This is a genomic window from Georgenia satyanarayanai, assembly GCF_023715365.1.
GTDB classification, from domain to species: Bacteria; Actinomycetota; Actinomycetes; order Actinomycetales; family Actinomycetaceae; genus Oceanitalea; species Oceanitalea satyanarayanai_B.
The window spans coordinates 67251-79850 of record NZ_JAMBNZ010000012.1; the positions used below are offsets into that span (position 1 = coordinate 67251).

At 73.7% G+C, this 12600-nt stretch carries 13 protein-coding genes; 5 read left to right on the forward strand and 8 right to left on the reverse strand.

The genetic code is table 11. The features are described from left to right. The first annotated feature begins 77 nt into the window (after nucleotides 1-77). Entirely contained in the window at nucleotides 78-878 is an 801-nt protein-coding gene (locus tag M3148_RS13885; protein WP_251305305.1) for a hypothetical protein, read from the forward strand. Between the two features lie 6 nt (nucleotides 879-884). Here M3148_RS13885 and M3148_RS13890 read toward each other — a convergent pair whose 3' ends face one another. The 5 genes from M3148_RS13890 to M3148_RS18010 all read right to left on the reverse strand — a co-directional run bounded on the left by M3148_RS13890 (nucleotide 885) and on the right by M3148_RS18010 (nucleotide 6218). Further along, nucleotides 885-1658: a FadR/GntR family transcriptional regulator gene (locus M3148_RS13890; RefSeq protein ID WP_251305306.1), complete on the reverse strand. Its 774-nt coding sequence runs from the start codon at nucleotides 1656-1658 to the stop codon at nucleotides 885-887. Nucleotides 1659-1685: 27 nt separating this feature from the next. Further along, entirely contained in the window at nucleotides 1686-2654 is a 969-nt protein-coding gene (locus tag M3148_RS13895; protein ID WP_251305307.1) for an ABC transporter substrate-binding protein, read from the reverse strand. A gap of 11 nt (nucleotides 2655-2665) precedes the next feature. Continuing rightward, nucleotides 2666-3472, reverse strand: coding sequence for an ABC transporter ATP-binding protein (locus tag M3148_RS13900; RefSeq protein ID WP_251305308.1), 807 nt, complete (start codon nucleotides 3470-3472; stop codon nucleotides 2666-2668). Beyond that, complete coding sequence (locus M3148_RS13905) at nucleotides 3469-4539, reverse strand: FecCD family ABC transporter permease (RefSeq protein WP_251305309.1); 1071 nt, start codon at nucleotides 4537-4539, stop codon at nucleotides 3469-3471. Before M3148_RS13905 ends, M3148_RS13900 begins: the two co-directional genes overlap by 4 nt. Nucleotides 4540-4646: 107 nt before the next feature. After that, complete coding sequence (locus M3148_RS18010) at nucleotides 4647-6218, reverse strand: GAF domain-containing protein (protein ID WP_285884726.1); 1572 nt, start codon at nucleotides 6216-6218, stop codon at nucleotides 4647-4649. Between the two features lie 132 nt (nucleotides 6219-6350). Here M3148_RS18010 and M3148_RS13920 point away from each other — a divergent pair, with 132 nt between their 5' ends. Beyond that, nucleotides 6351-7448, forward strand: a complete 1098-nt coding sequence (locus M3148_RS13920; protein ID WP_251305310.1) for a ferrochelatase — start codon at nucleotides 6351-6353, stop codon at nucleotides 7446-7448. A 65-nt stretch (nucleotides 7449-7513) separates the two neighbouring features. After that, a complete protein-coding gene (gene hemQ, locus M3148_RS13925; protein ID WP_251305343.1) occupies nucleotides 7514-8164 on the forward strand; it encodes a hydrogen peroxide-dependent heme synthase in 651 nt (216 codons plus the stop codon). Here the strand turns inward: hemQ and M3148_RS13930 are convergent. Then, a complete protein-coding gene (locus M3148_RS13930) occupies nucleotides 8161-9906 on the reverse strand; it encodes a SulP family inorganic anion transporter (RefSeq protein ID WP_251305311.1) in 1746 nt (581 codons plus the stop codon). The genes hemQ and M3148_RS13930 overlap by 4 nt on opposite strands. Further along, nucleotides 9903-10247 carry an ArsR/SmtB family transcription factor gene (locus tag M3148_RS13935; RefSeq protein ID WP_251305312.1) on the reverse strand — a complete coding sequence of 115 codons (345 nt, stop codon included), beginning with the start codon at nucleotides 10245-10247 and terminating at the stop codon, nucleotides 9903-9905. Before M3148_RS13935 ends, M3148_RS13930 begins: the two co-directional genes overlap by 4 nt. A 105-nt stretch (nucleotides 10248-10352) precedes the next feature. Here M3148_RS13935 and M3148_RS13940 point away from each other — a divergent pair, with 105 nt between their 5' ends. Both M3148_RS13940 and M3148_RS13945 read left to right on the forward strand, forming a co-directional pair. Then, nucleotides 10353-11384: an Rv2578c family radical SAM protein gene (locus M3148_RS13940; RefSeq protein WP_251305313.1), complete on the forward strand. Its 1032-nt coding sequence runs from the start codon at nucleotides 10353-10355 to the stop codon at nucleotides 11382-11384. Nucleotides 11385-11403: 19 nt separating this feature from the next. After that, nucleotides 11404-11886, forward strand: coding sequence for an NUDIX hydrolase (locus tag M3148_RS13945; RefSeq protein ID WP_251305314.1), 483 nt, complete (start codon nucleotides 11404-11406; stop codon nucleotides 11884-11886). 2 nt (nucleotides 11887-11888) lie between these two features. On the opposite strand, the gene M3148_RS13950 is transcribed toward M3148_RS13945, so the two are convergent. After that, nucleotides 11889-12599, reverse strand: a complete 711-nt coding sequence (locus M3148_RS13950; protein WP_251305315.1) for an NUDIX hydrolase — start codon at nucleotides 12597-12599, stop codon at nucleotides 11889-11891. Nucleotide 12600 lies beyond the last annotated feature (1 nt).

Sequence of the window (12600 nt, forward strand, 5' to 3'; positions counted from 1 at the left end):
GAGCTGAGCGATCCCTCACATCCGGTCCGGTGGGGCCGATGGGACCGAGGAGACCGATCGACCGGCGAGGAGACACCGTGACCACACCGCCCGAGGGCCAGCCGACCAACCCCTACGCCCCGGTCCCGCCGCCGGGGACGGTGCCCCCTCCCTACGGCGCCGCACGGGTCCCGTCGTACGGGGACCCGGTCAGCGTCCCCGGGTACCAGCCGTCCTTTCCCGGTGCCCCGCAGCCGCCGCGGCGCGGCATGAAGGGCTGGCAGGTGGCGGCCGTGGCCACGACCACGGGCGTGCTCGGCCTCGTCGTGGGTATCGGCATCGGCGGCGCGGGCGACGACGACGCCCCGACCGCGGCTCCCACCCCGATCGCCCGGACCGAGGAGCCGAGCGCCAAGCCCGCCGAGCGGGATGCGACCGACGCTGCGGATGACGAGCCCGCCGACGCCGCCCCCGCCGACGACGAGGAGGGCACCCGCTCCACCCCCTATCCCGTCGGCAGCCCCGTGACCGACGGTGAGTGGGAGGTGACGCTCGGCGAGCCTCGCGAGGGCTGGTCGGAGATCCAGCGGGAGAACCAGTTCAACGACGCGCCGGCCGAGGGAACCGAGTACTACCTCGTCCCGGTGACCGCCACCTACCTCGGCGAGACCGGGCTGCCGTGGATGGACCTGTCAGTCCAGTTCGTCGGGAGCGACGCCCGTACCTACACCAACAGCTGCGGCGTCATCCCCGGTGACCTCATGGACGTCGACGAGCTCTACGAGGGCGGCGTCGCCGAGGGCAACGTCTGCGTCACCGTCCCCGAGGGCGCCGACGGTCTGTGGACGCTGAGCACCGGCTGGGGCGGCAATACGGTCTTCTTCACCGCCGCGGACTGACTGACGCTAGGCGCGCTCGCGCTCCTGAGCGCGTGCCGCCGCGATCCGCTCGACGTCCACCGGCGAGCGCTGCAGCGGCGGGATGATCTCGTCGTCGGGCGTGATGATGACGAGGTCGTTGTCCATGTGGTCGGCCATGGCGTGCACCGCGTCGATGAAGTCACCGCGCCGGACGGCGTCGACGATGCGCTCGTGCTCCACCTGCATGGTCTGCGCGTCACCCCCGTGGGTGAGGCGCTCGACGTGCCCGGGGGCCGCCAGCTTCGCGGTGATCCCGGCGTACAGCGAGGCGAGGAGCCGGTTCTTCGCGGCGTCGAAGAGGAGGTAGTGGAAGCGGGAGGCGAGCTCCACGCTCGTGTCCCGCGGTCCGACGGCCGGGCACTGCCCGTCGCGCAGCGACTGCGCGACCGAGGCCTCGAGCGCCGCGACGTCCTCAGGCGTCCGGTGCAGCGCCGCCTGCTGGGCGGCCTCGACCTCCAGCGCGCGGCGGTAGCTGAGCAGCTCCTCCAGCGTGTACGCGGTGAGGAACTCCGAGAGCACCGCGCTCGTCGGCGCGCTCGAGCGCACGAAGGTGCCGCGTCCCGGCAGCGCCTCGAGCATGCCGATGCTCGCGAGCGAGCGGACGGCCTCGCGGATCGTCGAGCGGCCCACACCGAGGGTCTCGGCGAGCTCGGGCTCGATCGGGATGCGCGAGCCGACCTCCCACGCGCCGGTCGTGATCTGCCGCCGCAGGTAGGCGAGCGTGTTCCGGGCGCGCTCGGTGCCGCTGCTGAGGACCATCTTGCGAGTATAGGAAGGGAAAGCCGCTCAGCCGGCGATCCACTGCGCGATCCGGTCGCGTCCCTCCACAGTGGCCGTGAGGCCGAGCGCCTGTACCTCGCGCCCCTCGAGGAGGAGCACCTCGTGCTCGGCCACCGCGGGCAGCGCCGCGACCGCCGCGTTGTCGAGCAGCGGGCGGAAGATCGAGTCGCCCGAGCCGTTCATGTCGACGAGCAGGATCCGGTCCGGCTCCGCGGCGAGCACCTGCTCGGCCGAGATGGGCCCCGTCCGCACCATGCCGAGGGTCTCACTGGCGTCCTGGGCGCCGGCCAGGCGCAGGACCTCGAGCGGGAAGGCGCCGCCGGCGGTGACGAAGGGTCGTCCGGCCTGGTTGCTCAGCACGAGCACCCGCGGGCCGTCCCCGGCGGACTCGTCCACCAGGCCCGTCGTCACGTCCTGGACCAGCGTGCTCGCCGTGTCCTCCACGCCCAGCGCCTCCCCGACGAGCGCGATGTTCGTCGTCATGTCCTCCACGCTCGCCCATGTGTTCGGCAGGACGAGCACCGGGATGCCGGCGCCCTCGAGCACCCGACCCACCCCAGCCTCCAGGCCGTGGCGGTCGTTGAGGACGACGAGGTCCGGGCCCGCCGCGATGACGGCCTCGGCATCGATGCTGCTCTCGCTCGTGACGTGGTGCTCGACGGCGGCCATCTCCTGCGCGTGGTTCGACAGCGCCGGGTTCGAGGCCTGCTCGGGGACCATGACGAGACGGTCCGCGGCGCCGAGCTCGGCGACGACCGCAGCCGTCTCGTAGGTGAGCGCGGCGACCCGCTCCGGCTCCGCCTCGAGGGTCACCTCATCGGCCGCGAGCTCGCGCCCCGCCGGGACCTGGACGGCTCGCGGGAAGGCGGCGGCGCCGTCGCCGGCCACCGAGGCCGCGGGCTCGGAGGAGGCGGTGGAGGAGCAGGCGCCGAGCGTGAGCAGGAGCGCGAGCAGGACAGGCAGACGGTGACGCAACGGGCGTCCTCTCAGTGACGGACCGCGACGGGGCGGTGACGGGTGTAGGTGGCGGCCGTCGGGCAGGACGGCCGCACGAGGCTGAGGGTGGGGGAGCCGGCCGGTGAGCTGAAGACCTCGACCGTGACGCCGTAGACGCGGCGGACGAGCTCGGCGGTGATGACCTCGTGCGGCGGGCCGTGGACCACCGCGCCGTCGGCGACGACGGCGACGCGATCGGCCCAGCGCAGCGCCTGGGTGAGGTCGTGCATGGTGACGACGACGACGTGCCCGGCGTTCGCATGCTCGCGCAGCACGTGCATGACGGTGAGCTGGTGCCCGAGGTCCAGGGCGGAGGTCGGTTCGTCGAGCAGCATGACCGGCGCGGCCTGCGCGACGACGCGCGCCACCTGGACCAGCTGCCGCTCCCCGCCGGACAGGTGCGCGTAGCTGCGGTCAGCGAGGTCGCCCACCCCGAGCCGCTCCAGCGCCTCGAACGCGCGCTGCTCCACCGAGCCGGTCTCGGGCGTGGCCAGCGCCCCGACCGCGACGACGTCGCGCACGCGCAGCTCGTTGGGCGCGTAGCTGTCCTGGGTCATGTACGAGAGCACCTGCGCCAGCCGGCGCGGACGCATGCGGTGCAGGTCCGCGTCGCCGTAGCGGACGGCGCCGGTCGAGCGCACCCCGTTGCCGACGACGGCGGAGAGCAGGCTGGACTTGCCCGCCCCGTTGGGGCCGACGAGCCCGAGCAGCGTGCCCGGCGTGACGACCGCGTCGACCGGCGCGAAGAGCGGCCGGCCGCGGTGCGCGACGAGCTGGTCGAGGACGAGGTCGCTCATGCGCGCCGCCGCGACAGGAGGAGGGCGAGGAACACCGGCGCACCGACGACGGCGCACACGGCGCCGGTCTGGACGACGACCGAGACCGAGGCCGCGCGCGCAAGCGTGTCGGCGAGCAGGAGGAACAGCGCCCCGCACACCACCGAGATGGGCAGGAGCAGCGCGTGCTTGGCGCCGATGACGAGGCGCACCGCGTGCGGCACGACGAGCCCGACGAAGCTGATGACCCCGGAGACCGCGACGGCCGCTCCGGTGACGAGGGAGGCGACGAGGAGGAGGACGAGCCGCGTGCGGTGGACGTCGTAGCCTGAGGTGGCCGCGACGTCGTCGCCGAGGAGCAGCGCGTCCAGCGCCCGCACCCGGGTGCGCAGGACGGCCAGGCCGACGAGGACCGGCCCGGCCGCCATCGCCGCGTGTGTCCACGTGCGCAGCTCGAGGTCGCCGGCGAGCCAGAACACGGCGCCGCGCGCGAGGGCGTCGTCATGGGCGTTGGCGACGAGGACGGAGATGATCGCGCCGGCGAAGGCGTTGATCGAGACCCCGACGAGGATGAGCGTGTAGGTGCTCGCACCGCGGTTCGCCTGCAGCACCGCCTGGAGGACGAGCGCCACCGCGAGGCTCCCGGCGAAGGCCGCGACCGGCACGCCCCACTGGAGCGAGCCGCCCAGGCCCAGCGTGATGCCCGCGACCGCGCCCACCGCCGCCCCGGAGGACACCCCCGTGACGCCGGGGTCGGCGAGCGGGTTGCGGAAGACGGCCTGCATGACCACGCCCACCCCCGCCAGCGCCCCGCCGACGAGCATCGCGACGACGATCCGCGGCAGCCGGATCGACCACACGACCGTGCTCACCTGGCCGCCGTCGGGGGCGACGACGGCGCGCACCGCCTCGAACGCGTCCAGCCGCAACGTCCCCAGGCCCACGCTGAGCAGCGCGGCGAGGACGAGGGCGAGCACCGCGCCGGCCGCCAGCCACGCGGCGCGGCGCGGGGCCTGCAGGCGTGGTGCGGGGGAGGGGCCGGCCGCCGGCGCCGTCGCTGGGGACGGCGGTGAGGCCAGCTGGGTCATCGGGCACCTTCGGGCGGTCGGGCAGGGCGGACTCCCTTACCCGACCACATCGGACTTCATCAGATCAAGCGGTTCATCTGACGAGGCGGCTAGTCGTGGCGTACGCCTCAGTCGAGGATCGCCCGTGTCACCTCCGCCTGTTCGGTGAGCACCCCACCGATGGCGCGCTGGGTCTCGTTGATCTGCCCGACGACGTCGTTGATCTGCCCCAGCGCCGCCACGACCCGTGCCACCTGGTCCTGGATGCTGTTGACCTTGACGTCGACCTCGGTGGTGGCCCGCGCCGTCTCGTTGGCCAGCTCCTTGACCTCCCCGGCGACGACGGCGAAGCCCCGGCCGGCCTCGCCGGCGCGGGCGGCCTCGATGGTGGCGTTGAGGGCGAGGAGGTTGGTCTGGGCGGCGATCTGCTGGATGACCTGGACGACGTTGCCGATCTCGGCGCTCGAGCGGCCGAGGCCGGCGACCTCGCCGTTGGCCTCCTGGGCGAGCCGCTGGCCCTCGGTCGCCACGGTCGTGGCGGCGACGACGTTGCGCTCGACCTCGGCGATGGAGTCGACGAGCTCGCTCCCGGCCGACCGGAGCCGGTCCGCGGCGACGAAACGCTCCATGGCCTGGCCGAGGAGGAAGGCGGTGTTGCGCAGCGCGTCGCGGCGTCCCTCGGTAAGGGTGAGGGTCGTGGTCGCGAAGAAGTCCATGGCGCCGACGACCTCGGCCTGGACGAGCACCGGCAGGCAGACGCCCGACCGCACGCCGGCGCGGCGGGCAGCGGGGGCGCGGACGCAGTCGGTGACGTCGGCGAGGTCGGGGACGAAGACGAGGTCCCGGGCCCGCCATGCGCGCCCGGACAGGCCCACGCCCTCCTGGAAGGAGGCGGTGAGGGTCACCTGCCGGAACTCCTCACCGGCATCGCCGGACTCCTGGACGAAGCGCAGCGCGGCGGCCTCGGGGTCCACCCGCCAGAACGAGCCGTAGGCCCAGCCGAAGCCGTCGCGGATCGTGTCGAGGGCGCGGCCCATGGCCTGCTGCTCGTCGGTGGCCGTGGCGATGTCGCGCAGCACCCGGTTGACCGCGGCTACGTCCTCGCCAGCCTCCGCCTGTCGCTCGCCCGCGGCGATCCGCGCGATGGTCTGCGAGACGAGCACCCCGATGCTGCGGAGCGTGTCGAGCCGCTGATCGGAGGGGGCCAGTGTGTCCTGGCTGAAGAAGTCCATGGTGCCGGTGACCCGGCCGTCCTCCATGAGCGGGAAGCACACCCCGCTGCGCACCCCGGCGCGCTGGGCGGCGGGGGCCCGCACGCAGTCCGTGAGCTCGCCCAGGTCCGGGACGAAGACCAGGTCCCGCCGTCGCCACGCCCGCCCGGACAGGCCCACGCCCTCGGCGAAGGAGGCGGCCATCGTCACCCGGCGGAACTCCTCACCGGCGGTCCCGCACTCCTGGACGAAGCGCAGCGCGCCGTCGGACACTCGCCAGTAGGAGCCGTAGGCCCAGCCGAACTGCTCGCGGACAACTCCGAGCGCGGACCGGACCGCCTCCTCGGAGGTCCTGGCGCCGGCGAGGCCGCGGACGACGGCGGTGACGGCGGCGACGTTCGCGCGCGCCTCCTCGAGCTCGGTGGCCGGGTCGCGTGCGCCCGACCCGGTCGGCTGGGGTCGGGTGGGGAGCCGGCGGGAGAGTCGCATGTCGACGCATATCGGCAGGCGTGACGCTCGGATGAGCCGTCGGTCACGTGACGTGGCCGACAGCGGCGGGAGGCACTTCATCTGATGTTACGGTGAGCCCGTTTGCGACGCCGTCCCGAGGAGCCCGTCACCATGTCCCACCCCGCCGCGCCCTACGACGCCCTGCTCCTGTGCTCCTTCGGTGGGCCGAACAAGACGGAGGACGTCGTGCCCTTCCTGCGCAACGTCGTGCGCGGCAAGGGGATCCCCGACGAGCGGCTCGCGGAGGTCGGTGAGCACTACTTCGCCTTCGACGGCAAGAGCCCGATCAACGAGCAGAACCTCGCCCTGCGCGCCGCCCTCGCGGCCGAGCTGCGCGAGCGCGGCGTCGACCTCCCGGTCCTGTGGGGCAACCGCAACTGGCACCCCTACACCGTCGACACCCTCCGTGACGCCGTCGCCTTCGGCGCCCGCCGCATCCTCGTCCTGGTCACGAGCGCCTACGCCTCCTACTCCGGCAGCCGCCAGTACCGCGAGCACCTCGCGGCGGCCGTGAGCGAGCTCGGCATCGACGCCGAGGGCCTCGAGATCGACGTCCTGCGGCCCTTCTTCAACGACGCGGGCTTCGTCGACGCCAACACCGACGCCGTCCTCGCCGCAGTCGAGCAGCTGCCCGCCGGCGACGGCGTCCACGTCGCCTACGTCACCCACTCGATCCCCGACACCATGCAGGACGCCTCGGCCGCCACCGGCCCCGGCTACCGCGAGCAGCACGAGGACGTTCGGGCAGCCATCGACGCCACCCTGCGCGAGCGCGGCCTGACCGTCACCTCCTCACTCTCGTACTGCTCACGCTCGGGCGACCCGCGTACACCGTGGCTCGAGCCGGACGTCAACGACCACCTCGCCCAGCTCGCCGAGGACGGCGTCACCCGCCTCGTCATCGCGCCCATCGGCTTCATCTCCGACCACATGGAGGTGGCCTGGGACCTGGACACCGAGGCGATGGAGACGGCCCGCGAGCTCGGCATGGCCGCCGCCCGCGCCGCCACCGCCGGGACCGCGCCGGTCTTCGTCTCCGGGCTCGTCGACCTCGTCCTCGAACGCGCCGCCCGCGAGGGGGGCGAGGAGCCGCAGGTGACCGTGCGCGGGCAGCTGCCGGCCTTCCCCGACGTCGCCCCTCCCGGCAGCTGCCGGATGCGCCACGGCGAGGTCACCGGCGTCCCGGTCCTCGCCGGCCCCGCCGACTGACCCCGTCCCAGCGCCACCAGGAGGAACAACCCGTGAGCCCCGCCCAGCCCCAGTCCGCCTACGCCATGTACTCCGTCTTCCGGGCGATCCAGCCGCTGCCCGAGGAGGACGACGTGCGCGCCGGCCTCGTCCGTGACGTCCTCGCGGACCTGGCGGACGTCCCCGGCCTCACCGTGCGCGGCTGGTACGACGTCGCCGGGTTCCGGGCCGACGCCGACCTCATGGTGTGGTGGTGGGCCGAGGACGTCGAGGCCGTGCAGGAGGCCTACCACCGGCTCCTCGCCAGCAACCTCGGCGGGGCCCTGGAGCCGGTGTGGTCCCAGGTGGGCACCCACCGCCCCGCGGAGTTCAACCGCGGCCACCTGCCCTCCTTCATCATGGGCGAGGCACCCAGGGGCTTCCTCTGCGTCTATCCCTTCGTCCGCAGCTACGAGTGGTACCTGCTGCCCCCGGAGGAGCGCAGCACCATGCTCCGCGACCACGGCCTGGCGGCCCGCGACTACGGCGACGTCCGCGCCAACACGATCGCCGCCTTCGCCCTTGGTGACTACGAGTGGCTGCTCGGCTTCGAGGCGGACGACCTCGGCCGCATCGTCGACCTCATGCGTGACCTGCGCGCCACCGAGGCCCGCCGCCACGTCCGCGAGGAGGTCCCCTTCTTCACCGGCCCGCGCCGCGAGCTCGGTGAGATCGTGGAGAAGCTGCCCCGCGGCTAGCGAGCCGGCGCGGCGGTGCCCGTGCCGCACTCGAGCACGGCGCCGCCGCGCACCTCGAAGCGCACGTGGTTGCGCGCGTGGGCGACGGCCGCCGGCAGGTCGTCGAAGTAGTGGCCCTCGTCCCCGAGCGCGTCGAGGACGCCGACGGCGGCCGACATCCGCAGCTGCTGCGCGTCCAGGCCCTTGAGGAGCACGGTGATCCCGCGGCGGCGCAGGTCGGTGATGATCTCGCCGAGCGCATGGGCGCCGGAGGCGTCCATGACGCGCACCTCGCGCAGCGCGAGGACGACGACGCGCACGTCCTTGACCGCCGTCATCTCGTCGAGGAAGCGCTTCGTGCCACCGAAGAAGAGTGCACCGCGGAAGTGGTAGACGGCGACGTGCTCGTCGAGGAGAGCGTCCTCCTCCTCGGGGGCGAGCTCCGGCGGGAGGTCGCGCCGGGTGAGGCCCGAGGCGCGTGCCATCGCCCGCAGTGCCAGCAGCGCGGCGACCGCGACGCCGACCTGGACCGCGACGATGAGGTCGAAGACGATCGTCACGACGACGGTCGAGAGGTAGACGACGGCGTCGGCCCGGGTGGCGCGCAGGATCGCGCGGCCCGTGCGCAGGTCGATCATCCGGAAGGCCGTGACGATGAGGACACCGGCCAACGCGGACATCGGGATGAGCGCGACCACCGGCGTGAGGGCGAGGACGATGAGGACGAGCACGACGGCGTGGCTCGCGCTGGCCACACGGGTGCGCGCACCGGCACGGACGTTGACGGCGGTACGGGCGATTGCGCCGGTCGCCGGCATGCCGCCGAGGAGGCCGCTGGCGACGTTCGCCATGCCCTGGCCGACGAGCTCACGGTTGGCGTCGGTGTCGGGCACGGTCTCGACCATCCCGTCCGCCACCCGCGCCGACAGCAGGCTCTCCAGCGCCGCGAGGGCTGCGATCGCCATGGCCGACGGCAGCATGGCCGCCAGCGCGGAGGAGTCCCAGGCGGGCACCTGGAAGGAGGGCAGCGCGTCGGGCAGCGCGCCGATCCGCTCGACGTCGAGGGAGACAAGCTCGACGACGACGGTGGCGACGGCGACGGCGATGAGCGAGGCGGGCAGCGACCGTCGCAGCCGGCTGAGCAGGACCATGAGGACGACGACGCCGATGGTCACCGTCAGTGGAGCCACGGCGCGCCCCCAGTCGGTGACGCGCAGGGTCTCCACGGCCGCCGCCGTCGCGTTCTCCACCTCCGGCCGCGCGGTGTCCAGGGCGAGGGGGACCTGCTGGAGGAAGATGATGACGCCGATGCCGAGGGTGAAGCCCTCGACCACCGGCCATGGGATGACGGAGACGAGGCGCCCCATCCCCACGAGCCCCATGATGATGACCAGGACGCCGGCGAGGATCGACAGCGCGAAGACCGCCTCGGTCCCGTAGCGCGCCACCACGGGGATGAGGACGACGGTCATCGCGCCGGTCGGTCCGGAGACCTGCAGGTGCGAGCCGCCGAGGACGGCGGCGACGAAGCCGGCGACGATGGCGGTGATGAGCCCGGCCGCCGGGCCGACGCCGGACGCGACGCCGAAGCCCAGCGCCAGCGGGAGCGCGACGACGCCCACCGTCACGCCGGCGACGAGGTCGCCGCGCCAGGAGCGCGACAGACCCGTGTAGTCCGAGCGGCGGGGGAGCGTGAGGGAGGCGACGTGGCGGAGGGCCGAGCGCCAGGTCGCGCGCGCGGCGAGGGGAGTGGGGCCGCTCATCGTGCCTGCCCGTTCCGGCCGAGCGCCTCGGTGGTCCGGCCGTGCGAGCCGAGGAGGAAGGTGCGCGCGGCGTCGAGCATGGTCGCGAGCGAGTCGTCGACGAGCGTGTAGGTGACGGTGTTGCCCTGCCGGGACTTGGCCACGACCCCGGCACGGCGCAGGACCGCCAGGTGCTGCGAGAGGTGGGAGGCCTCGATGTCGATCTCCGTGAGCAGGGTGCTGACCGGACGGTCGCCGTCCCGCAGCAGCTCGAGGGCGCGGATCCGGACCGGGTGGCCGAGTGCCTTGAAGAGCTCCGCCTTCATGACGTAGACGGGGGTGTCGATGGCGCGGTCGGGCACGGGTTCTCCAGGTCGAGGCGGAGTATGACTTGACGACTCTATCAAGTCATCAAACCATTGCCTAGAGGTGTTGACGTCGGCTCGTACGCGTGTTCGACTAGAGGCATGCGGTGGGACGGGCAGCTGGTCGGCGCGAAGGACGAGGCCGCGCTGCCCGGTCTGCGGACGATGGCCGGGCTGGTCCGGACCGTCCGCACCCCGGAGTTTGCGGGGATCGTCTTCCACGAGGTGACGGCGCGCTCGGTCCTCAACCGCGTGCCGGCGGCCTCTCGGATGCCCTTCCGGTGGACGGTCAACCCGTTCCGCGGCTGCAGCCACGCCTGCGTGTACTGCTACGCCCGCTCCACCCACACCTACCTCGACATGGACGCCGGTGCGGACTTCGACAGCCAGATCGTCGTCAAGGTCAACGCCCCCGAGGTGCTCGCCCGTGAGCTGGCCAAGCCCTCCTGGGAGCGCGAGCAGGTGGCACTGGGCACGAACACCGACCCCTACCAGCGCGCCGAGGGCCGCTACCGGCTCATGCCCGGCATCATCGGCGCACTCGTCGAGTCCGGCACGCCGCTGTCGGTCCTCACCAAGGGCACCCTCCTACGCCGGGACCTGCCGCTGCTGGGGGAGGCCGCCGCGCACGTGCCCGTGTCGCTCGGTATCTCCCTCGCCGTCCTCGACGCCGAGCTCCAGCAGCTCCTTGAGCCGGGCACACCGAGCCCGCGGGCGCGCCTGGACCTCGTGCGCGCGATCCGCGAGACGGGGCTGGACTGCCACGTCATGGTCGCCCCCGTCCTGCCCTGGGTCACCGACTTACGCGAGCACCTCGACGCGCTCCTCGCCGCCGTCGCCGAGGCCGGTGCCACCTCCGCCTCGGTCATGGCCGCCCACCTGCGCCCGGGCGTCAAGGACTGGTACCTCCGGTGGCTGCAGACGCACCGGCCCGCGCTCGTGCCCGAGTACCAGCGCCTGTACGGGCGCGGGGCCTACGCCCCGGACGCGTACCGCACGTGGCTCGCCGAGCGGGTCGCGCCGCTGCTGCGCCGCCACGGCCTGGCCCGCGGAACCGGGCTGCGCACCCAACCGCGCGAGCAGGTGGCGCCGGCCCAGGCCCCGGACGCCGTCATGCAGGCGGCGCTGTTCTGAGGGCTGGCACACTGGCCTGGTGCCCGTCCCGGAGTTCGTCACCGCCCTGCGTGCCCACGTCGGCAACGCGCCGCTGTGGCTCTCGGGCGTGACCGCCGTCGTCCTGGACGGGGATCGGGTGCTTCTCGGCCGGCGCGCCGACAACGGTATGTGGGCCGCGGTCAGCGGCATCCTCGACCCGGGTGAGCAGCCCGCCCGCGCCGCCGTGCGCGAGGTGCTCGAGGAGACGGGGGTCGTCGCCCGCGTCCTCGCGCTCGCCTCGGTCGACAGCGGCGACGTCGTCACCTACCCCAACGGGGACCAGGCCCAGTACCTCTCCCTCGCCTTCCTCTGCGAGTACGTGTCCGGGGACGCGCACGTCGCCGACGACGAGTCCCTCGAGGTGGGCTGGTTCCCGCTCGCCGCGCTGCCGCAGCCGCTCGCGCCGTCGTCGGCCACGCGCATCGCCGACGCCCTCGCCGTCCGAGCCGACCCGGCCGCCGGCCCGCGCTTCGTGCGCTGAGCTCAGCCCTCCGGTGTCGCCGGCGGGAGCGTGTCGCCGCGCGCCTCGGCCACCGACATCGCGTACTCGCGCGAGCGGTCCCACGGGCGCGTCCAGCCGAGCTCGTCGAAGACGCCGTCGAGGAGGTTGCCGGTGAAGCCCCACACCCACCCGCCCTGCACCGCGAAGCCCGCGCTGCCGTGGCCGTGGATCGTCACCGTGGAGCGCCCGGCGGGGTCGAGGAGGTCGCTGACCGGCAGCCGCAGCGTGTGGAGTACCTCGCCCACCTCGACGTCCTCGAGCCCACCCGGGTCGGCCGACCACCCGACCACCGGCGTGACGAGGAAGCGGCTGATCGGCACCGCCGCCTGCGGCAGCGTGCCGATGACCTCGACACGTTCGGGCGCGAGGCCGATCTCCTCGTGGGTCTCCCGCAGCGCGGTGGCGGCCGGGCCGGTGTCGCCGTCGTCGGCGCGCCCACCGGGCAGCGCGATCTGCCCGGGGTGATGGCGCAGCAGCGGGGAGCGCTGGACGAGGTAGAGGTCGAGCCCGGGGAAGACGTCGGGCCGCGCGAGGGTCGGGGTGAACAGGAGCAGCACGGCCGCCGGCCGGTACTCGGCGAGGGCGACGGCGTCGACGCGGTGGACCTCCTGGGGCTGTCCCAGCTCACCCGCCGCGCCCCTCGCGACGAGACGTTCGAGGTCGCTGCGCGCCTGCGCCAGGTGCCGGTCCACC